Origin of the sequence: Oryzicola mucosus (genome assembly GCF_014534685.1) — a bacterium.
Lineage (GTDB): Bacteria > Pseudomonadota > Alphaproteobacteria > Rhizobiales > Rhizobiaceae > Oryzicola > Oryzicola mucosus.
This window is the reverse complement of the sequence record NZ_JACVVX010000008.1, coordinates 150,066-170,539: the sequence shown is the minus strand read 5'-3', so window position 1 is coordinate 170,539 and position 20,474 is coordinate 150,066. Positions and strand designations below refer to the sequence as shown.

Below are 20,474 nucleotides of genomic sequence, written 5' to 3'. Positions count from 1 at the left end.
GCAACACGTTCACGCAACGCCATCGGTAGCGGCTTGCCCATCGCGGTTCTCCTTCGAACCTCAATGAATCATCCCCCAACCAAAATGGGAATCCTGAATCACGTCAAACGCGACACGCTTTAGTACGAGCGCTGGAGTCCACCCTCATTGGAGCCCCCGGCAGCGCGGGCGTCAACCAGTGCCTTATAGTCGGCCATGGCCGCGCTGCCGGCATCGCGCAGCAGCGCGACATCGTGTGGTCCAGCGACGATACGATATCCACGATCGAGAAGCTGGCCGACCGTCGCTCCCCCGTTGGGCACGGTTCCCATGATCTTGCCCGAAGCGAGGATGGCGTCCTCGGCCTTCTTGACCAAGGCCCGCACGTCCGGATGTCCGGTCTGTTCGAGCAGGCCGATCGAACCGGCCAGATCGTTGACGCCAATGAAGATGATGTCGGCGCCTTCGGTGGCGGCAATCTCAGCGGCATTCTCGACGGCGGTGTAGGATTCCAGCTGAAGAGCGATCAGCATTTCGCCGTTTGCCTTGTGAACATAGCCCGCTTCAAGTCCGAAAGTGGACGACCGCACGACGCCGGCCGCATACCCGCGAATGCCGTGCGGCGGATAAAGGCAGGCGCGCACGGCTGCCAGTGCGGCTTCCGGCGTATCGACAGAGGGGATCATCACCGACTGCACGCCGGCATCGATGACCCGCTTTAGCAGGACGTGGTCGTTCCACGGCACGCGCACCAGCGTCGGCGTGGTCTGAACCGCCCGTAGGGTTTCCATGATCTCGCGGGTCTCACCGATGCCGTGCTCGTGGTCAACCAGTAGAAAGTCGAACCCGACATGGCCGAGGATTTCGGCATTGGTCGGCGACCCACCGCCGACCCAGCAGCCGTAAACGCTTTCGCCAGCGAGAAGTCGAGCCTTGAGCCCATTGGTCTTGAACATTGGTGATACCTTCGAAACATTGAAAGAGGTGCAGGCGCGGAGCGGGTCTGCGCGCCTGCGAACGAGTTTACTTGGCGGCGCGGACCTGCTGAATCGTATCGTTCAGCAGCTTGACCAGCGCCGGGTCGGCAGCGGCCGAGAACTTTTCGGCGACCGGCTTGGTCTTTTCGCGGAACCGCGCGATTTCCTCAGGCGTAAGCTTGGAAACCGTCATGCCGGAAGCGGCAAGCGCCTCCACTGCCTTGGCGTCGGCGTCACGCGAGGTCTGGCGCTGGAAAGCGGCCGCCTCGGTGGCGGCTTCTTGCAGCAGGGCTTGCTCGTCAGCATCCAGCTTGTCCCAGGCCGGCTTGGAATAAAGCAGCACCATCGGATTGTAGGTATGGCGCGTCAGGGTCAGATATTTCTGCACTTCGTTGAGCTTTGCCGTGAGGATGGACGCCGCCGGGTTCTCCTGTCCATCCACTGTGCCGGTTTCGAGAGCTGTATAGACTTCCGGGAAGGGCATCGGCACGGCATTGGCGCCGAGGGCCTGAAACATTTCCAGATAGATGGGTGACTGGACCACACGGATTTTCAAACCTTCGATGTCATCGACCTTCTCGACGGCGCGACGGCTGTTCGTCAGGTTGCGGAAACCAAGCTCCCAATAGGCGAGGACCATCAGGTTCTTCGCCTCAAGTTCCATCTTGAATATCTTGCCAACTTCACCGTCCATGACGGCGTCGGCCTCGTTGGTGTTCTCGAACAAGAAAGGAATGTCGAGAAGCGCGAAATCCGGGGCAAGGCTCGCCATCAGACCGGCATTGAGGGCCGACATCTGTAACAGGCCGCCCTGCAGCGAGGAAACCGACTGCATGTCACCGCCGAGCATGCCGGCTGGAAACACCTTAACGTCGATCTTCCCGCCGCTTTTTTCCTTGACGATCTCCGCGAACTTGCGCTGGCCGATGACGAGCGGCGATCCTTCCGAACCGGCGCTGGCGAAGCGGATTGTTTGTTCGCGGATTTCTGCCACGGCGGGCAGCGCGGAGGCGGATGCCAAGATGACGCTGGCGAGAAGAGCATTGATGAACTGACGCATAGGTTTTTTCCTCCTGGTGACGATGTGAAAGGGCTCAAGCGAGTATCAGCGGCTGAGCCATGCAGCCGGAACGGTGACGAGTTCGGGAAAGATGATCATGAGACCCAGAACAATAATCTGGGCGATCATGAACGGCGTGACGCCGCGGATGACCGTCTCCATGCTGGTTCGGGTAACGCCGGCAACCACGTTGAGCACGGTGCCGACAGGCGGCGTGATAAGGCCGATGGAATTGTTGATGATGAACAGGACGCCGAAATAGATGGGGTCGATGCCGGCCGCCTGGACCACAGGTACGAGGACCGGGCCCAGGATCAGGATGGTCGGCGCCATGTCCATCGCTGTGCCAACGATGACCACGAGGATCATGATCATCAGCATCAACAGGCGTGGGCTGTCCATGAAGGACGAAAGCAGTGCCACGACCTGGCCCGGAAGATCGGCAATGGTGATCAGCCACGCGGAGACAAGCGCGGCCGACACCATGAAGATGACGACGCTGGTGATCTTCGCCGAGGTGACGAAGACGCCGTAGAGTTGCTTGAGGTTGAGTTCGCGATAAATCACTATCGAGACGAAAAGCGCATAGATGGCAGCCACCACTGCGGCTTCGGTGGGAGTGAAGAGGCCGAATTTGAGGCCGAAAATGATGATCACCGGCAGGCCCAGCGCCCAAAGGCTCTCGCGCAGCGCCTTCACCCGCTCGGTGGCCGACGCACGCGGACGTGGCTGTGTCTGTTCTTTGCGCGCAACGATGTACCAGGCCACCGCCAGCGCGAGGCCGACCATCAGGCCGGGCGCGATCCCGGCCATGAACAGCTTTGAAATAGAGAGGTTCGTCGTCACGCCGAGCAGGATGAAGGCGATGGAGGGCGGAATGATCGGCCCGATGATCGACGCGGAGGCGACAAGGCCGACGGAGCGGGCTTTGTCGTGGCCGGCCTTCACCATCATTGGCACGAGAAGCGCGCCGAGCGCGGCCGCATCCGCCGCCGCCGAGCCCGACAAGGCAGACAGGATGCAGGCAGCGATGATCGCCACATAGCCGAGCCCGCCGCGCACATGGCCGACAAGGGCCAGTGCGAGATTGACGATGCGGCGTGACAGGCCGCCGACGTTCATGACCTCACCCGCCAGCATAAAGAAGGGCACGGCCAAGAGGGTGAAGCTATCGGTGCCGCCGACCAGATTTTGCGCCAGGATCTGAGCGTCGAAGATGTCGAGCTGCAGCATCAGCGCGACGCCGCAGATGATCAGCGCGTAGGCGATCGGCATGCCGATCGCCATGGCGGCGAGCAAAGACGTTACGAAGATCAAAATGGTCATTGTGCTGGTTCCTGCGACAGCCATGCGCGTCTGGCGCAACTACGGCACGGTTGAAGGGTCGGCGAAGGCTTGGTGGTCGTTCAGGGCTTGTCCCTGTCCGACCTCCGGAAGGCCTCGATATCGACCTCTTCCTCGCTTTCGCGCACGCCGATCAACTCGTCGCTGTCGATGCGTCCCGTCATGACGCGAAGGATCATGAAGCAGAACCAGCCCGCCGACAGTGCGGCAAAGATCAACAGCGGCGCGAAGAACCAGGCCTGGGAGATGCCCATGACCGGGGTCGTCATGCCGAGATTGATGCCGAACTGCTTCCAGGTGCCGGATGCGATCAGCCATGTCGCATAGAGCATGAGGATATTGGACAGGACGAAGCAGACGATGCGCCCCGTCCGCGACAGCCGCTTGACCAAGGTGTCGACACCGAGATGAGCGCGCTCGACAAGTGCCGCCATCGCCCCCAGAAACACCATCCAGACGAAGAGCAGACGCGACAGCTCGTCTGAAACCGAAATGCCGGTGTTGAAAACGTAGCGGAGGACGACATTTCCGAACACCAACAGAAGCATCACAGCCATACAGGCGGCAATGATAGCCTCGACCGGCTTGACCAAAGTTCTTATGGCGACGTTCATGCCCTCTCCTCTCAGATGTGCCTCGGATCCGGCGTCCCACAGCCGCTTCCGCCCCCTCGCAATCTGCATGTAAGCGCTTACATATCAGGCATCGAAATTTTGTCAATCGACCGGACCGGGCACGCGTTCTAGCAAGACTTATCGTATTGTACGCGAATACATAATTCTGTATGGGATGCGCATGGCACGGGGGAGCAAGGAACGGAACAAAGCGGCGGCACCGCGCGCGCTCGACGTCGCGGCGGCGGCGGGCGTCTCCACGGCCACAGTTTCACGGGCGTTCAACACGCCTGAAAAGGTGGCGCCTGAAATCCGCGACAAAATTCTGAAGATCGCGGCCGACCTCGGCTGGATGCCTCATCCCGCTGGTGCGGCCCTTGCCAGCCGGCGCACATGGCTGGTCGGCGTTCTGATTCCTACGCTTGATCACGACGTCTTCGCCTCGCAGGTCGGGGCTTTGCAGGCGCGGCTGGCGGAAGCGGGCATAACGGTACTCATCGGCTGCTCCAACTATGATAGCGCACAGGCGGAAGCCCAGTTGCGGGCCATGTTGGCGAGGGGCGTCGAGGCGCTCGCGATTGTCGGCGAGGCACAGCGCGAGGGCGTGTTCGACATGATCCGCGCTCGCCGCGTTCCCTACGTCGTCATGTATTCCTACCGCGACAGCGCGGAGCATCCCTTTGCCGGCTTCGACAACGCAGGAGCGTTTCGCAGCGTTGCACGTCACCTGCTTGATCTCGGCCACCGGGATTTCGGCCTGATCCATCAGCCTGCTGGAGATAATGACCGCGTGCAGGCGCGCCTCGACGGGCTGCGTGGGGCGCTGGCAGAGAACGGCATTGCGCTTCGGCCCCAGCATGTTCACGAAGGCGCGCCCTCCCTGCTGTTTGGCCGCCAGGGACTGAAGGCGATCATGGAAACGTCCGAACCGCGTCCGACGGCGATTGTCTGTGGCAACGACACGCTGGCCATGGGGGCGCTGATCGAAGCGCGCGCCTTGGGTATCAAGGTGCCCGACGAACTTTCGATTACAGGCTTCGACGACGTGGCCATGGCGGCGCATATGGAACCGCCGCTGACGACGATGCGCGTGGACAACGCCGAAATCGGCCGCCGTGCTGCCGACTATCTCCGTGCCTGTCTTGAGGACGGCGCTCCGGACGACCCACAACCCGTCGAATTCCACCTGATGCTGCGCAAGTCCACCGCTGCACCCCGCTCTCGCCCAGTTCTTCCGGATAAATGAATGTCCCATTCCGCTCCCAAGGCCTTCGACGCGCATCGGCTCGCACAAGACCTTTCCGTTGCGCGCGACCGCATTCCGGCAGCTTCCCTAGCCGTGCCAGCAACGATCGCGGACTCGATGGCCGTGCAACTGGCGTCGACGGGTCGCACGCCGGGCTGCAAGGTGGCGCTTTCGCCTGACGGATTGCCCGTGACCGGATGGCTGGCACCCCTGAAATCAATTGTTGAGGGCCATCCCGCGGCTTTCCCATGGCGCGATGGCGTGAGGATCGAGGTCGAGATAGCCGTCAGGCTTGGCACTGCGCTGCCGCCCCGCGATGGCGGCTACAGCCGCGCGGAGTTGGTCACCGCTATTGAAGCGCTTCACCTCGGTGTCGAAATTCTCGACAGCCGGATAGAGGAAGGCGGCGAGGCGCCGTACCTCCTGTTTCTCGCGGACCGGCTGGGCAATGCGGGCTATGCGCTGGGACCTGAACTGCCGAAGGAAATCCTTGGCAGGGTTGGGCGGTGCCAGCTCGATATCCACCTCGGCGAGGCATTGTTATATTCCGGAAACGCGCAACACCCGGCCGGCGATGTACTCGCCTGGCTCATCGCATACGCATCGGATATCAACCGTCCGTCGGAATCGCTCAATGCCGGCGAGATCGTCACAACCGGCGCCCTTTGCGGGGCTATTCCCATCACGAGCCCAGGCACCCTCAGCGCCGATTTGAAAGGCCTGGAAGGCATCCGCCTGATCTTCGCAGCTGACGTTAACGGTGGTGCTTAACTCTGGATCATGTGTCGACGGCAGGTCCACCGTGACCGGATCGACATCGCAAAATCGTTTCCGGTGAGATGTCGAAGGTCAGGCACTATGGTACTGTCTTACGTGATCAGCCTCAGCGGCCGGCATTCATAAAGCTCAACGCGGCGTGAACCTGTGAGACGACGGCTGCTCCTTCGCCGACGGCCGCGGCGACCCGCTTGGTCGACCCGGCTCGGACGTCGCCAATCGCAAAAACATTTGGCAGGCTGGTTTCCAACGATAGCGGCTTGCGAGTGAAGCCGCAGTGCGCATCAAACGACTGGCCGGTGACAATGAAACCCTTTTCGTCGGTATGGACCCGGTCGCAGATCCAGCCCGCATTTGGATCGGCTCCGATGAAGAGAAAAAGATGGTGCAAGGCAAGGCGCCGTTCGCTGCCATCCAGCCGGTTGTGTAGAGTTGCCGCGGCGAGGCCGGAGCCGGGATCGCCATCGATCGCAACCACTTCGCATTGCATTTGGAGTTCGACATTGGGAAGAGCCCTGATGCGGTCGATCAGATATTGCGACATCGTCTCTTCAAGAGCGCGGCGAACAATGAGATGCAGTTTCCGCACTTGCGGCGCCAGGAAAACGATCGCTTGGCCGGCAGAATTTCCGCCGCCAACCAGCGCTACCTCTTCACCCGCGCAGAGCTTTGCCTCAATCGGCGAAGCCCAGTAGGAAACGCCGTTGCCCTCGAATGTCCGGATCTCGGCGATGCTTGGCCGCCGATAACGGGCACCCGATGCGATCACGACACTGCGCGCGGCCACCGACTTGCCGCCAGCAAGTTCCAGCGTCAGCGCACCATCGTCGACCTTCGGCGCCACGAGCCTGTTGACCTCGACCGGCAGAACCAGCTCCGCACCGAATTTCAGTGCCTGGCTATAAGCCCGGCCTGCCAGGGCCTGACCGGAAATGCCGGTGGGGAAACCGAGATAGTTCTCAATCCGAGACGAAGCACCGGCCTGTCCACCCACAGACCGTTCATCGATAACGATGACCTCCAGTCCCTCGGATGCGGCATAGACGGCGGTGGCAAGCCCCGCCGGACCGGCACCCACGACCGCGACGTCATAAAGCTTGTCGGGCCTAAGCTCAGGCGTCAGGCCCAGACACGCCGCCGCTTCGATATCCGTCGGATTCCGGAGAACAGTACCGTTGGGGCAGACCATCAGGGGAAGTTGGGAAGGAAGAATCCCCAGCCGCTCAATCAGAGCTTTGGCTTCGCTTTCGGTCGACGAATCCAGCACGATATAGGGGAAGGCGTTGCGGGCGAGAAAACCCTGCAGGCGCGACAGAGCGGCATTGCCCGCAGCCCCGATCAGAACCGATCCTGCACCAGCATCGATGAGCCCGACCCGACGCAGAATGAACGCACGCATGATGATCTCGCCGACATCGGCCGAACCTATGACCAGTGCACGTAGATGAGCGGCGTCGAAGGCCATGGCCGTGCAACCTTCCGCTCCCGCACGCGCGCCGGCGAGCGTCGGCCGCCCTGACAGTTGATTAACCTCGCCGGACAGTTGGCCGACGCCGTGTGTCGTTATCAGCGTCTCGCGCGACAGGCCTTCATGGCGGAAGACATCCATCGAGCCTTGCAGCACGAGCCAGGCCGGCGCGGCGTGGTCGCCGACCTTGGAGAGAAATTCGCCGGGCGCGAAATAGCGTGGCTCGCCATTGGCAAAGCGCTTTGCCGTTTCGATCTGATGGCTGTTCAGCACCGGAAACATCTGGTGTTGGCGCGCACTAAGATCTGCCATCGGTTCTCCTTGCGTCAAGATGGTTGGCGAAACCTTATGCACCCTAGCCCGGCAGAATATTCACCTTCAACGCCGTTTGCCACGCCAAGCGTCCGACTTATTGCCGCGCGGACCCGATTGAACCGGCGTGTTTGCGCTGTTTTCCTCATGCAGCTTGCGCCAGCGGCCCAACCGCTCGGCTGACAGTGTTCCGTCGGCTACAGCGGCCTGCACGGCGCAGCCGGGTTCATGCGCGTGGGTGCAGTCCCGGAACCGGCACTTCAAGGCCAACTGGTTAATCTCGGCAAACACCACGTCCAGGCCGGCGGCGACATTTCCGACATGCAGCGTCCGCATCCCCGGCGTATCGATTACCCAACCGCCGCCCGAAATGGCATGGAGAGAGCGAGAGGTGGTCGTATGGCGGCCTTTGGAGTCATGTTCGCGGATACCGCCGGTGGGTTGCGCCTCATCCGCGGCCTTATCGGCCAGGATGTTCAGGAGCGTCGACTTACCGACCCCTGACGAGCCGACTAGCGCCACGGTCTGTCCCGGGCCGCACCATGGCGCCAGGGCGATGGCGGCATCGGAGGATTTGGCATTTACCAACACCACATCAAGACCTTGCTGCAAAGCCTCCACCTGCGGCCGATAGGACTGGGCGTCGGATACCTGATCGACTTTCGTCAGGACGACCACCGGATTGGCGCCGGCCTCGTTCGCCAGCGCCAGATAGCGCTCCAGCCGCCCCAGGTTGAAATCGTCATTGCACGAGGTCACGATAAACAGGGTGTCGACATTCGCTGCGATCAGTTGTGGAACGTTGGCGTTCTCCGTCCGCCGACGCAGCACCGTTTTTCTGTCCAGTCTGCGGACGATATCCTGGGTTTCAGAGTCGATCAGCACCCAATCCCCGACCGCGAAATCACCCGTGTTTTGCTGAAAGCCAAGCTCCACCTGACCGGATCCCGTTTCCCCAATCAAACGGGACCGATGGACGGTAGCAATGCGAATCGGAACGAGGCCGTTTTCAGCCGGCTCAATCTGCTCCGCGAAAAACGGGGACCAGCCGAGATCGGTCAGCACCGGAGACGTCGTGTCAGGAAACAGTGTCATATCCCTTTAACTTGTGCATTTGGAACGGCCGTAGTGCCTTGGCATGCACCGCCTGCATAAAAGCTGCGATCCATCCAAGAGCTGACTATCACATAATGACGTTGCGGTCGGCACCGCTTTCGTCGGGATTGTAATAGGCCAAGCGCGTGTGCCGACCGTCGCTATCTTTGCAGCGAGCGCGCCGGGAAAGGCTCGTGGCGGAAACGTCGAGCTTGACGATCTGCTCATGGGCGTGGGGGCGGACTCATTGGCGGGTCAGCGAGAGATGATGGAAACCCGCCTGACGTTTGGGATTGTCGAAACTTGCCAGTCTCAATGCCGGGCCACGCCGCATATCCGGATGCCGAGCAGACATCGGTTTCCGCAACAATGCTACTCCGGTCAAGACCCAGGTTGTTCAACCGCTCCGTTGCTTCGGCATATCCGAAGCTCCGCCTGGAGCGACTTGACAAGCTCTGCGGCAGGCATCGCGCGTGCAAGCGGCGCACCTTTTCCCGCCCATTGCGCGCCGAAACCATGTTCTCCCTTTGCCTTGGCAGCAGCATGGAGCGCTTTGCCGGCATCATAGGCAATGGGATAATCAGGCTGACGCGGTTTGCCAAATTGTCGGGCCAGAGCGGTAAACCGGTTTGCAAGCGCACGAGCCGGCCGGCCTGAAATGAGGGAGGTCATTGTCGTGTGACAGGCGCCCTGCCCCATGAGCGCCGCCCGATAAGCATCGTCGGCAGCGGATTCAGGGCACGCGATAAACGCCGTGCCCAGTTGAGCGGCCACCGCACCGAGATTGAGAGCAGCGGCGATGCCAGCGCCATCCATGATGCCACCAGCCGCAACGACCGGCAGACCGGACTTCAGCACCAACAGTCTCGTCAGCGCCATGGTACCCAAGGCGGCGTCATGATGTGACGGATCGAAAACACCGCGATGACCGCCCGCTTCTATTCCCTGGGCAACCAGGACATCGATCCCGGCAGCCTCCGCCATGCGCGCTTCGTCAAGGCTGGTGACGGTGGCGAGCAGAAGGACATTGCGGGCACGCAGTGCCGACAGCACCTCGTCGGACGGCAGGCCGAAATGGAAGCTGACCACCGGCGGGGCCGCCTCCAAGAGCATCGCCAACATCTCGGTATCCTCAAGGAAGCTTTTGTAGATTTCACGCAGCGATACCGGCGGCTCTGCGTCAAATTCCAGAAACAAGGGCCGAAGCCAGTTGAGCCATTCGGCCTCGCGTTTTTGATCGGCCGTCGCGGGCGCATGCACAAAGAGATTGACATTGAACGGGCGTTTGGTGCGCTCGCGGACTTCCGCGATCACCGCCCGCGCGCCTTCGGCATCGGTTGCACCTACACCGATGGAACCCAAACCGCCCGCGTCCGATACCGCTGCGGCCAGCGTCGGCGTCGACACCCCCGCCATCGGAGCCTGGATGAGCGGGATCGAAAGTTTCAGCTGTTCTATAAAGGACATGTCATTGTACCGTGAGTGATGCGGATCCAGCCATCGAGTCTGCGCCAGACAGCATAAACCAAATCATCGTTCACAGCCTTGCCTCATTCATCCCGACAAAGATGACGGATTGCGCCAGCCATTCCAACGCGTGGGCCAAAGCCCTCAGCTTCCGGCTCAGCGCTAGCCCAGTCGCTGTCGGCAGAACAGCTCTGAAAACATCAGCGAAGCTATATGCAGGCCGATGCCAGGACAATCGGCGCAAATGTGATGATCGTCGCCGCGATGGCCGCGACGGTTGCACCGATGCCGACACGATGCATGAACGTCGTCGCTTGTCCCAGTCTTCTGACATAGGCGATCTGGACCACCAAAACGCCAACCGAGACAGCGATTGCAATCGCCGCGCCGGCGACCAATGCGAGACGGTGTGCCTGAGGTGACCAGCCGAGATAACAGCCCAGATACTGCACGGTATAAAGCGCAGTGAAGGCCATCGCCCATAGCGAAAACCCGATCAGCAATGGCCAGAGGTGGCGGATCATGAAGCCCCGCCGGATCTTGCAAGCAACAGCGTCAATCCCCATGCCGGGATCAAGGCGGCCGTGGCATAATCGGTCCATAGTACCGAGAGGCGGAGGCTCGTTGCGCGGACGGCCGAGACATAGCCGCCACGCCAGCGCCACGCGGCGTGAGCGGCGATCAACATCGCGATACCGGCATGAATAGCGCAGTAGGCGTAGAGCGCAAAACGCAGCGAGATGTTGGCATGAATGGTCGCATCGCCCAACTGGACCATGCCGACAATGCAGGCGGCAGCCGCCAGTGCAGCCAGTACAGCTGTTCCCAATAGCCAGCCGTAAGGCGACGTTCCATCCGCATTTCGGCTGCGCGCAAGGCGGACCGAGACGCTTCCACCAAATGCCGCCAGGAGCCCGAGAGCCGGCCACCAGTTGGTCTCTGTCGACTGCCCCGGCCAACCGGGCGCGACGACAGCCAGATACAGTGCGCCGAACAAAAGAGAGGCATACAGGGTGGCGTCGGCCACGGCGGCGATTTTAGAGGCCCACCAAGTGACGTTGTCCTCAACCTCGGCGTCGACCGGAACGGCTTCGCCCTGCCCGATGTCGATAGGGCCTGCATCGTGCCTCTGACCGAGCGCACGCGGCCATACGAGGAACAGCCCAACGACTGCTAGCGCACCCAAAGGCACGACCCAGTAAATCTTGAACAGCAGGCCGAGAAAGAAGACCGCCGTTGCGAGCGCCGTCCACAGCGGTAGCCAGGTCCGGCGCGGAAGAACGATCACCTGGTCTGGCTTGCCGGTCATCATGTCGACCCCAAGGCTCTCCTGGCGGCTGGCTCGGGCGAAGCCGAGATAACCGTCGCCTGCCGCAAGGTTGTTGCCAAGGCGTCCAGGATCGAGGGAGTCGGCGCGCTGTGTGACAGCGGGAAGTGCGGCGAAGTTATAATCCGGCGGCGGCGTGGGCATGGCCCATTCCAAAGTGCCGGCGTCCCAGGGGTTTCGGGTTCCGCGCCTGCCTAAACGAAACTGCATGACAATGTCGACCAGCACCAGCGCAAACCCCATCGTCATGATGAACCCGCCGAAGGAGGACAATAGGTTCAGCCAGTCCCAACCCCAGTTGGACGGATATGTGGATATGCGGCGTGGCATACCCATCAGCCCGGTCAGGTGCATCAGGAAGAACGTCAAGTTGAACCCGATGATGATGAGCCAGAAGGCAGGCACCGACAGGCGGTAAACGCTGCTCCGCCCGGTGAAATGCGGCAACCAGTAGTAAAGCGCTGCCAGCATTGGGAAAACAAACCCGCCGACCAACACATAGTGCAGGTGGGCTACGACGAAATAGCTGTCATGCGCCTGGGTGTTGAACGGCACCATCGCCAGCATCACGCCGGTCAACCCGCCGCAGACGAAGACAATGAAGAAGCCGATGACGTAGAGCATGGGAACATCGAGCCTCGGCCGCCCCGAGGCGATGGTGCCGATCCAGGCGAATATCTGCACAGCGGTCGGAATGGCCACCAATGCGCTCGCCGCCGAAAAGAAGCCCAGCGCCAGATGGGGAATCCCGACGGTAAACATGTGGTGCACCCACAGTCCGAAACTGAGAAAGGCCATGGCGACGATTGCCACGATGATGGCGTTGTAGGCGATCAATGGGCGACGCGCGAATGTGGGAATGATGGTCGACAGCATACCGGCGGCGGGAAGAAAGATGATGTAGACCTCCGGATGTCCGAACAGCCAGAAGAGATGCTGCCAGAGCAGCGGATCGCCGCCGCGCGTGGGGTCGAAAAAAGGCAGGTCGAATGCCCGCTCCATCTCCAGCAGGATCGAGCCCAGGATCAAAGGCGGGAAGCCGATCAGCATCATGGTAGCGGTCACGAGCATATACCAGCCGAAGATGGGCATGCGGGTCAGCGACATGCCGGGCGCGCGCATCTTGAGGATGGTGACGATCAGTTCGACAGCTGCCGTGATCGCCGAAATCTCGACGAATGTGATTCCCAGCAGCCAGACATCGGCATTGATGCCGGGCGTGTAGATGCCCGACGACAGCGGCGTATACATGAACCAGCCGGAATTCGGCGCATAGCCCATGACCATGGCGACAATCAGGATTGTGCCGCCAAACAGATAGCACCAGAAGCCGTAGGCGGTCATACGCGGAAAGGCGAGATCGCGAGCGCCCAACATCTTGGGCAGCATGTAGATCGCCAAGCCCTCGAACATCGGGATTGCGAAGAGGAACATCATCACCGTGCCATGCATGGTGAAAATCTGATTGTAGAGTTCCGGGCCGATGAAGGCGCTGTCGGGCGTCGCCAATTGGGCGCGGATCAGCATGGCAAGGACCCCGCCAATGGCAAAGAAAACCATCGCCACCACCATGAAGCGCTTGCCCAGAATACTGTGGTTCACCGCCGAGAACCGCGCCAAACCGGGCGGTGTGCCCCATATCCTGGTAAGCGCCTTATGCAAGGCGACGGGCGAGAGATGTTCCCCACTCACGGCTGGCCTCCGATCGTGGCAGCATAATCCGCCGGCGCATGTGCCCGGACCTCGAAGCCCATGGTTTCATGGCCTTCGCCACAATATTCGGCGCAGATGCCGCGATAGACGCCCGGCTTGTCGGCCTGCAGACGTATGATGTTGGTGTGTCCCGGGATGGCGTCGATCTTACCTCCGAGACGAGGAACCCAGAAACTGTGAATGACATCCTCTGCCGTCACCACAACATCCACCGGCTCCCCCGCAGGAAGATGCAAAATCGACGTCGACGCGGCATCTGGAATGAATGGATAGCTGAAACGCCATTGCCACTGGCTGGCATGGGCGTCGATGCGAACAGGAGCAGCGCCGCCCGGCTTGGGCAGCAATTGCTCGCCCAGCAGTAGCGCAGCGACTAGCAACGCCACGAGGATCGGCACCGGCAGGACCAGCCCGCCGCCGACGATCCAGGTTCCCGGCTTGATGGAGGCGAGCGCGGAAGGACGAAGCAAACTCACCGCAAGAAGCGCAATGACCAAGGCAAATAGGGCAAGGGCACCCCAGAACATCACCCACCAGAGCGCTGCGATGCTCGACGCGGATGGACCTGCGGGATCGAGGGTGGACAAAGGAGCAGCGCAACCTAAGAGGACAAGCGGTGTTATTGCAGCAGGTGCCAACCGAACAGCGAGAGGGCTGACTTGACGAAGTCGGATACGGAAGAGACTGAGATCGCTCTGGAGGAAACGCCACCGGAGGCGACCAGTTCGCATGACAATCCCGCCATCCGCGCCGTTGCCGAGCAGGATATTGGCTCGGCCATCGCCGTCGCCGGCCACCCCATCCATGTCATGCTCGTGCATTTTCCGATCGCGCTGGTCGTTTGCACCTTGGGGATCGACGGCCTCTACTGGCTGAACGGCGACCCGTTCTGGCTGCGGGTCGGTCTCTGGTCCACCGGCTTCGCCTTTGCCTTCGGCTTGCTCGCCTCCGTGGCGGGCACAGCCGAACTGCTCGCAGTTCCAGGCATTCGGGTACGCGTCGCCAGTTGGAACCATGCGATTGCCGCCATGACGCTGCTCGCGGTCGCAGGCGCGAATTGGGGCCTGCGTCTCAACATACCCGATGCCGTGCTGCCACACGGGTTGCTTCTGTCCCTGCTCGCAAGCGTGTTGACGGCGCTGGCTGGATGGCATGGTGGGAAGCTGGTTTTCGATCATGGAGCCGGCCTCATCATCTCAACCAAGCAATAAGCTCGCCGAGCATGACGCCGAGCGCACCGGGCGCAAAGATCCCAGCGATATGACGGTCGATAGACCATACAGGCTTGCCCAGCACTACGAACAGAATGGCGCCGATGACCGAGGTCGTAAGCACCGTCACAGCAACGAACCGCCAGTAAGGGTAGGTCTGCCCGGGCTCGAACAAGCGCAGGATCATCAGTCCGCTCATCACATGGATCATGACCATGATGCCGACGAGCGCGAGTTTCACCGAGAACCAAGGCTGGTACGTCGCCTGCAGGAAGATGAGTGCAATACCACAGGCCACCGCCATAAAGGCGGCCGGAGAAATCACACCGACATAGATGAAGCGGGTAAAATTGTGCAGACGATGCAAGGCATCGTCTTCCAACCGGCGCCGTTGAACATAGAGGAACGGAAGGCACAGAAGCCCCGCCGACCAGATCGCAATAGAAAGGATGTGGACGAATTTGAGGAGGATGACGATCACGCCCGTCGCACCTCGCCTTGCCGTAGCCAGGCAATGAGGCGCAGCATCGCCACCAGCAGATAGGGCAGGCTCGCCGGCACCCACATGATGAGCCCAGCCAATTGCTGGTCCCAAAGGGGGTCTATGCCGAACGCCTCGGTGGTGAAGAAATGCGGCTCGTAGAGCGGCCTGCCGGAGAAGACGAGGATCGCGCCGAGCAGTGCCATTTGCACGGTTACAGCCAACAGTGCTGTAATCGCTCTGGAAGGTGATGCGAGCAAGGCGGATGCCCAAAACAAGGCCGCGCTGGACAGCAGGCTCACCTGCATCGCCCAGTAGACCGGAGTACTGGCCAAGGCCAAGCTGTAGATGGCTGGAGCATGCCACAGCCAGAAGATCACGGCGTGAAACACAAACAGCGGCGTAAGGAACCGGGCCAGCAGCACACGACGATTTACGCTTATGCGGTCGATCAAGGCCCAGGCAAGCAGGGGTGCGGCCACCGCCACAAGCAGGACATGGTGAACCACCCGAGCCGAAAACAGCGCCACCGTCAATGCGCAAAGGGGGCTGATGAAGATGATTGCCAACACCGCCATGCCGGCGATGAAGCTAGTTCGGTCACGCGGAGCGTGTTTGCACCCGAAAAAATATAGGCCAAGGGCTATCGCCATGACTGCCAGAAGCACAGGGTCCAGATTCCACCGCCCCCAAAGATCCGCGGGCATCGGCGATGGGCCGCAATAGCTTATGACAGGCAAGGCTGCGGGCATACAGATCCTTTTCGATACAACGCCAACTAGGGCGCTTCGCTCTTCGGCAAGGCATAGGCGATGAAGTAATCGCCGATGGCCGTCTCCATGAAGTCGTGTCCGCCAGCATTGATGACGACGATCTGCCGTCCGCCGGCCTCATAGGTCATCGGTGTCGCCTGACCGCCAGCCGGTAGCGCAACCTGCCACACTTCTTTGCCGGTCTTGATATCGATTGCACGCAAGAGGTCGTCTGTCGCGGCCGCGATGAAGAACAAACCTGAGGCCGTGATGAATCCGCCGCCATTGTTCGGCGTACCGATCTCGATCGGCAACATGGAAGGGATGCCAAACGGCCCGTTCTTGCGCGCAGTCCCGAAAGGACGATCCCACAAAACTTCTCGTGTGTTCAAATCGATGGCCGCAATGCCTCCATAAGGCGGCTGCTTGCACAGCAAACCGGTAAGCGGAACCCGCCATCCGGCATTCACACGAATGCCGTAAGGCGACAACGCTTGCGGGCTGATGCTGCCATGCGAGCCGCCGCCGGCGTCCGGATCGTAGTTCGGATCGGTGATCGGCAGGATACCAAGTTCATCGATGGTCTCGCGCGGCACCAGCTGGTTGAAATTCGGCATGTTGTTGTAGTTGGCAATCATGATGCCCTTTATGGGATCGATGGCGACACCGCCCCAATCCGATCCGCCATTGTAGCCGGGAAACTGAATCCATGGCTGATCGACGGTGGGCGGCGTATAGACACCCGCGTAGCTCGCCTGACGAAACTGGATGCGGCACCACAACTGGTCGAGCGGCGTTGCGCCCCACATGTCTGCTTCGGTCAGGTCCGGTTTCAGCAGATTGGGAAAATCCGTTACATAGGGTTGGGTCGGCGACAAGCGCTCGGGCTCCACGCCGCCCTGAGGCGCCGGACGCTCCTCTATGGTGACAAGGGGCTCACCGGTCGCCCGGTTGAGAATGTAGAACTGGGCCTGCTTGGAAGGCATGACGATGGCGGGTACCGGACCATTTTCGGTTGGAAAGTCCACCAGGGTCCCCTGACCGCCAAGGTCATAGTCCCACACGTCGTAATGCACCGTCTGGTAATGCCAGGCGACGTCGCCTGTTTCTACGTCCAGCGCTACGATGGCTGTCGAATAAGTGTTCTCCGCGTCGGAGCGGTCGCCGCCCCAATAATCAACGGCCGAATTGCCCATGGGCAGATAGACCAGGCCGAGTTCGTCGTCGCCGGAAGCAATCGTCCAGACATTGGGCGTGCCCGGCGTGTAGACCTCGCCTTGCGGCGGCAAGCCTTTCTCATCAGGACGGCCCATGTCCCAGGCCCAATCAAGCTCACCGGTCACCGCATTGAAACCGCGAATAACGCCCGAGGGAGCTTCACGGGTCTGGCCGTCGCTGACCTGGCTGCCGACTACCAGCACGTCACGCACGAGCGTCGGCGGTGAGGTCGGCGCATAGAAACCAGGGGCAGTATCTCCAATGCCTTCGAGCAGATTGACGATGCCGCCATTGCCGAAGTTAGGGCACAGCTGGCCCGTCTCGGTGTCGAGGGCAATCATCCGCGCATCGTGGGTCAGATTGACGATGCGGGCGGCGCAGAGCGAACCGGCTTCGGCGGTTGTGTCCTCGAAATAGACCACCCCGCGACAGGACGCATTGTAGCCGATTGCGTCGGCCGGCGTTTTCGGATCGTAGGTCCAGAATTCCGCTCCCGTCGCCGCATCCAAGGCGCTGATCTTGTTCAGGGCCGAGCACAAATAGAGCCGATTGCCGACCTTGACGGGCGTGTTCTGATTGCCGAAAGGCTCTCCATCCTTCGGAAGATCGCCTGTGCGGAACTCCCAGATTTTCTCCAGCTTGCCGACATTTTCAGCTGTTATTTGATCAAGCGGCGAATAACGCGTGGCACGGTGCGTTCCGCCATAAGCCGGCCAGTCAGCGCCTGTTTCCAAAGTCGCATAGGCCGCGGGGGACGATGTCGCTGAAGTCTGCGGCGCGGAGGTTGCGGCATCTGGCGCTTGCGATGCGGGAGCCTGGGTTGCTGGCGGTGGCGACACCTCCTGCGCAACGGCCGTGCCCTCGCTGCCGGATGTCAAAGCAATCAGCGCGGCGCCGATTGCTATGATTGCGGCTGCGGAGGCTGCGAAAGCGCCACGGTGAGCGCTGAAACGTCCGCCCAACACCGGAATTGTAGCCAGGACCAGCACCAGAATGACAGTGGGCGCCACAAGGCGAGGCACCTGGGCCCAGCCATCGAGGCCCGATTCCCATAGCGCCCAGGCCACAGTGGCTATGAAGGTGAGCAGATAGACCGAAACACCAGCCATGGATTGGCGAAACAGGAAATAGGCCGAGACCAGCAGGCCCAGGCCGGCGAAGGCATAGTACCAGGAGCCGCCCAAGGTGATCAGCCATACACCGCCCAGCATGATCGGAAGCCCGAAAAGCCCCATCACCACGGCCAAGGCAATCGTAGCCCATTGGCCAAATGTACGGTGTGGGTTGGCCATATGGAAACTCCTGAGGTTTGGGGATACTTTTGCAAACGCCATTGCCCCGGCATGGTTCCGCCCAATCGGACAGAAAGATTCTTTTCTCCGTTAGAGTGGAGAAACGGACGCAAATTCAATGGTGTAGACGGCTGCACTGCCCCCTTGCGCGCCCCAATGGTGAGATCGTGTCGGAAATTCCTTGGTGGTTTGTCCTGTGCCAAGAATGATATGTGATTGCCGGATTGTTTCAGGCGCCGCCCGCCAGATGGGAGAAAGCCATGCCGCTTGACGCCGTCCTCGACCTGATCGCGGTCTTCGTCTTTGCACTGACCGGCGGTATCGTGGCGTCTCGCGCGCAGCTTGACATCGTCGGGTTTCTGTTTCTCGGATGCCTCACAGGCGTGGGCGGCGGAACGCTGCGCGACCTTTTGCTGGGCCGCGCCCCGGTGTTCTGGGTCGCAAGTCCGCATTATATGGGTGTCGCCTGCGCCGCGGCGATGTTGACCTTCTTCACCGCGCACCGTCTTGAATCACGCTACAACGCGATCCTCTGGCTCGATGCCTTGGCGCTCCCGGTCGCGGTCGCTGCGGGTGTCGGCATCGCCCGCGATTCCGGTGCGTCCTGGCCTATTGTGCTGATCATGGGCGTAGCGACCGGCACATTCGGTGGATTGATGCGGGACGTGGTTGCCAACGAAATCCCGCTGGTTCTCCGCCAGGGCGATCTTTATGTCAGCGCTTGCCTCGCCGGCGCACTCACCAGCGTCTTGTTGCTTCACCTGCTTCCTGCCCATGAGACGCTTTCGCTGATGAGCGCTTCAGGCGTAACCTTCCTGCTCCGCGCCGGATCGCTGCAGTTCGGCTGGAGGCTGCCGGTCTATAAAGCGCGTCCACCCAAAACCATCTCCCGACGGTCTGCCTTGGATGAGACGTCGAGAATCAAGCCGGACAATGGCGATACGGCAGGGTAACGCGGCATCGAAGTCGCGGCTTCTTTTCGGCGGTCGCACTGGAGTTAGACGACCATCCGATGGATAAGTCTGCCCTCAGGCCTCGATCTCAACCGCTGTAAGCGGTTTCGAGCAGCATGCCAGGATGTAGCCTTCGGCGATCTGATCGTCGAGGATGCCGCCATTGTGCTCCATCTCGACATCGCCCGAAATCTTCATAACCCGGCAGGTGCCGCACAGGCCGAACTCGCAGGCAGCGGGAATACGGACCCCGCTGGCGCGTGCCGCCTGAAGGATGGTCTGGCCGGCGAGGCATTCGGCATCGACATCGGATTGGGCAAACCGGATCGGCTGACCGGTTTCGGCTGAAGCCAGGTTCAGTATCTCCTCGCCGACCGACAGCTGTATTGGTTCGACAGGCGGCGCGCCAAAGCTCTCTTGGTGATAACGCCCCATGTCGAAGCCTGCTGCTTCGAGCATGCCGCGCACCGCGCGCATGAAAGGGTCGGGTCCGCAGCAAAAGACTTCACGCTCCTGGAAATCGGGAGAGAGCAGTGGCAACCGTACCGCATCGATGCGGCCCATATGTCCAAACCAGCTTTCGCGCGAGGCCGAGCGTTCCTCGATCACAAAGGCCAGCGACAGCCCGGGCATGCGGGTGCCGAGAAGTTCGAGTTCCTTGCGGAAGATTATTTCTTCGGGCCTGCGGGCGCAGTTGACGAAGGAGACGTCCGTCCATGGCGCGCAGTCGTTCAGCCAACGCAGCATTGACATCATCGGAGTCACGCCCGATCCCGCCGATATGAAAAGGTATTTCCCGGCTGGGTGCTCATGATGGCTGAAAGTGCCTCCAGGCCCGAAAGCCTTGACCGTTGAACCGGGCTTGAAATGGTTGAACATCCAGCGCGTTCCAATGCTGTCGGCCTGGGCCTTCACCGTCACGGCGATGGAGAACGGCCGAGACGGGCTCGACGACAAAGTGTAGGTCCGCATCACCGGCCCACCCTCTATAGGCAGTTCCAGCGTGATGAACTGGCCGGGCTTGTAGCGAAACCAGGTCTGAGCATCCGAGCGGAAGGTGAAGGTTTTCACCTCCGGTGCCTCCTCGGTGATGCCGATCACCTCCAGCACCTGCAAACGATCGTTCCAGGGCGCCATCTCGTCGAGATGACGATAGAGATTGGTTTCTGTGACAGCGTTCATGTCCGG

The 20,474-nt window shown here is 61.0% G+C and carries 18 protein-coding genes; 4 read left to right on the top strand and 14 right to left on the bottom strand.

Annotated features, from left to right (window positions below):
* Positions 1 to 119: 119 nt before the first annotated feature.
* From ICI42_RS20525 to ICI42_RS20510, 4 genes are all read right to left on the bottom strand, one after another.
* Positions 120 to 935: an HpcH/HpaI aldolase family protein gene (locus ICI42_RS20525; protein WP_188166470.1), complete on the bottom strand. Its 816-nt coding sequence runs from the start codon at positions 933 to 935 to the stop codon at positions 120 to 122.
* Positions 936 to 1,002: 67 nt separating this feature from the next.
* Entirely contained in the window at positions 1,003 to 2,016 is a 1,014-nt protein-coding gene (locus ICI42_RS20520; protein WP_188166469.1) for a TRAP transporter substrate-binding protein, read from the bottom strand.
* Positions 2,017 to 2,061: 45 nt separating this feature from the next.
* Positions 2,062 to 3,342: a TRAP transporter large permease subunit gene (locus ICI42_RS20515; RefSeq protein WP_188166468.1), complete on the bottom strand. Its 1,281-nt coding sequence runs from the start codon at positions 3,340 to 3,342 to the stop codon at positions 2,062 to 2,064.
* A gap of 80 nt (positions 3,343 to 3,422) precedes the next feature.
* Entirely contained in the window at positions 3,423 to 3,974 is a 552-nt protein-coding gene (locus ICI42_RS20510) for a TRAP transporter small permease (RefSeq protein WP_188166467.1), read from the bottom strand.
* A 181-nt stretch (positions 3,975 to 4,155) separates the two neighbouring features.
* On the opposite strand from ICI42_RS20510, the gene ICI42_RS20505 reads away from it, so the two are divergent.
* Positions 4,156 to 5,220 carry a LacI family DNA-binding transcriptional regulator gene (locus ICI42_RS20505; protein WP_188166466.1) on the top strand — a complete coding sequence of 355 codons (1,065 nt, stop codon included), beginning with the start codon at positions 4,156 to 4,158 and terminating at the stop codon, positions 5,218 to 5,220.
* Positions 5,221 to 5,991: a fumarylacetoacetate hydrolase family protein gene (locus tag ICI42_RS20500; RefSeq protein WP_188166465.1), complete on the top strand. Its 771-nt coding sequence runs from the start codon at positions 5,221 to 5,223 to the stop codon at positions 5,989 to 5,991.
* A gap of 112 nt (positions 5,992 to 6,103) precedes the next feature.
* Here ICI42_RS20500 and ICI42_RS20495 read toward each other — a convergent pair whose 3' ends face one another.
* From ICI42_RS20495 to coxB, 6 genes are all read right to left on the bottom strand, one after another.
* Positions 6,104 to 7,777, bottom strand: coding sequence for an FAD-dependent oxidoreductase (locus ICI42_RS20495; RefSeq protein WP_188166464.1), 1,674 nt, complete (start codon positions 7,775 to 7,777; stop codon positions 6,104 to 6,106).
* A gap of 66 nt (positions 7,778 to 7,843) precedes the next feature.
* Entirely contained in the window at positions 7,844 to 8,872 is a 1,029-nt protein-coding gene (gene rsgA / locus ICI42_RS20490) for a ribosome small subunit-dependent GTPase A (protein ID WP_188166463.1), read from the bottom strand.
* A 381-nt stretch (positions 8,873 to 9,253) separates the two neighbouring features.
* The gene (locus ICI42_RS20485) at positions 9,254 to 10,339 is read right to left on the bottom strand and encodes an NAD(P)H-dependent flavin oxidoreductase (protein ID WP_188166462.1); all 1,086 of its coding nucleotides are present in this window, start codon (positions 10,337 to 10,339) and stop codon (positions 9,254 to 9,256) included.
* 209 nt (positions 10,340 to 10,548) lie between these two features.
* Positions 10,549 to 10,863, bottom strand: coding sequence for a hypothetical protein (locus ICI42_RS20480; protein ID WP_188166461.1), 315 nt, complete (start codon positions 10,861 to 10,863; stop codon positions 10,549 to 10,551).
* The gene (gene ctaD / locus ICI42_RS20475) at positions 10,860 to 13,358 is read right to left on the bottom strand and encodes a cytochrome c oxidase subunit I (RefSeq protein ID WP_188166460.1); all 2,499 of its coding nucleotides are present in this window, start codon (positions 13,356 to 13,358) and stop codon (positions 10,860 to 10,862) included. The genes ICI42_RS20480 and ctaD overlap by 4 nt, the downstream gene beginning before the upstream one ends.
* On the bottom strand, positions 13,355 to 13,966 hold the full coding sequence (gene coxB / locus ICI42_RS20470) for a cytochrome c oxidase subunit II (RefSeq protein WP_230980473.1): 612 nt from the start codon (positions 13,964 to 13,966) through the stop codon (positions 13,355 to 13,357). Before coxB ends, ctaD begins: the two co-directional genes overlap by 4 nt.
* Positions 13,967 to 14,122: 156 nt before the next feature.
* On the opposite strand from coxB, the gene ICI42_RS20465 reads away from it, so the two are divergent.
* On the top strand, positions 14,123 to 14,590 hold the full coding sequence (locus ICI42_RS20465) for a DUF2231 domain-containing protein (protein WP_330999212.1): 468 nt from the start codon (positions 14,123 to 14,125) through the stop codon (positions 14,588 to 14,590).
* Here the strand turns inward: ICI42_RS20465 and ICI42_RS20460 are convergent.
* The 3 genes from ICI42_RS20460 to ICI42_RS20450 all read right to left on the bottom strand — a co-directional run bounded on the left by ICI42_RS20460 (position 14,571) and on the right by ICI42_RS20450 (position 18,333).
* Positions 14,571 to 15,071, bottom strand: a complete 501-nt coding sequence (locus ICI42_RS20460) for a CopD family protein (RefSeq protein WP_330999210.1) — start codon at positions 15,069 to 15,071, stop codon at positions 14,571 to 14,573. The genes ICI42_RS20465 and ICI42_RS20460 overlap by 20 nt on opposite strands.
* Entirely contained in the window at positions 15,068 to 15,724 is a 657-nt protein-coding gene (locus ICI42_RS20455; protein WP_269140800.1) for a cytochrome c oxidase assembly protein, read from the bottom strand. The genes ICI42_RS20460 and ICI42_RS20455 overlap by 4 nt, the downstream gene beginning before the upstream one ends.
* A 125-nt stretch (positions 15,725 to 15,849) precedes the next feature.
* A complete protein-coding gene (locus ICI42_RS20450) occupies positions 15,850 to 18,333 on the bottom strand; it encodes a membrane-bound PQQ-dependent dehydrogenase, glucose/quinate/shikimate family (protein WP_188166457.1) in 2,484 nt (827 codons plus the stop codon).
* Between the two features lie 260 nt (positions 18,334 to 18,593).
* On the opposite strand from ICI42_RS20450, the gene ICI42_RS20445 reads away from it, so the two are divergent.
* Entirely contained in the window at positions 18,594 to 19,286 is a 693-nt protein-coding gene (locus ICI42_RS20445) for a trimeric intracellular cation channel family protein (RefSeq protein WP_188166456.1), read from the top strand.
* Between the two features lie 75 nt (positions 19,287 to 19,361).
* Here ICI42_RS20445 and ICI42_RS20440 read toward each other — a convergent pair whose 3' ends face one another.
* Positions 19,362 to 20,468 (bottom strand): hybrid-cluster NAD(P)-dependent oxidoreductase, encoded by a 1,107-nt coding sequence (locus tag ICI42_RS20440; RefSeq protein ID WP_188166455.1) that lies wholly within the window; start codon positions 20,466 to 20,468, stop codon positions 19,362 to 19,364.
* Between the last annotated feature and the right edge of the window lie 6 nt (positions 20,469 to 20,474).

Bases quoted from the DNA above. Each gene is read 5' to 3' on its own strand.
- ICI42_RS20525 (WP_188166470.1), bottom strand. From the start codon at position 935: ATGTTCAAGACCAATGGGCTCAAGGCTCGACTTCTCGCTGGCGAAAGC.
- ICI42_RS20520 (WP_188166469.1), bottom strand. From the start codon at position 2,016: ATGCGTCAGTTCATCAATGCTCTTCTCGCCAGCGTCATCTTGGCATCC.
- ICI42_RS20515 (WP_188166468.1), bottom strand. From the start codon at position 3,342: ATGACCATTTTGATCTTCGTAACGTCTTTGCTCGCCGCCATGGCGATC.
- ICI42_RS20510 (WP_188166467.1), bottom strand. From the start codon at position 3,974: ATGAACGTCGCCATAAGAACTTTGGTCAAGCCGGTCGAGGCTATCATT.
- ICI42_RS20505 (WP_188166466.1), top strand. From the start codon at position 4,156: ATGGCACGGGGGAGCAAGGAACGGAACAAAGCGGCGGCACCGCGCGCG.
- ICI42_RS20500 (WP_188166465.1), top strand. From the start codon at position 5,221: ATGTCCCATTCCGCTCCCAAGGCCTTCGACGCGCATCGGCTCGCACAA.
- ICI42_RS20495 (WP_188166464.1), bottom strand. From the start codon at position 7,777: ATGGCAGATCTTAGTGCGCGCCAACACCAGATGTTTCCGGTGCTGAAC.
- rsgA (WP_188166463.1), bottom strand. From the start codon at position 8,872: ATGACACTGTTTCCTGACACGACGTCTCCGGTGCTGACCGATCTCGGC.
- ICI42_RS20485 (WP_188166462.1), bottom strand. From the start codon at position 10,339: ATGTCCTTTATAGAACAGCTGAAACTTTCGATCCCGCTCATCCAGGCT.
- ICI42_RS20480 (WP_188166461.1), bottom strand. From the start codon at position 10,863: ATGATCCGCCACCTCTGGCCATTGCTGATCGGGTTTTCGCTATGGGCG.
- ICI42_RS20455 (WP_269140800.1), bottom strand. From the start codon at position 15,724: ATGGCGATAGCCCTTGGCCTATATTTTTTCGGGTGCAAACACGCTCCG.
- ICI42_RS20450 (WP_188166457.1), bottom strand. From the start codon at position 18,333: ATGGCCAACCCACACCGTACATTTGGCCAATGGGCTACGATTGCCTTG.
- ICI42_RS20445 (WP_188166456.1), top strand. From the start codon at position 18,594: ATGCCGCTTGACGCCGTCCTCGACCTGATCGCGGTCTTCGTCTTTGCA.
- ICI42_RS20440 (WP_188166455.1), bottom strand. From the start codon at position 20,468: ATGAACGCTGTCACAGAAACCAATCTCTATCGTCATCTCGACGAGATG.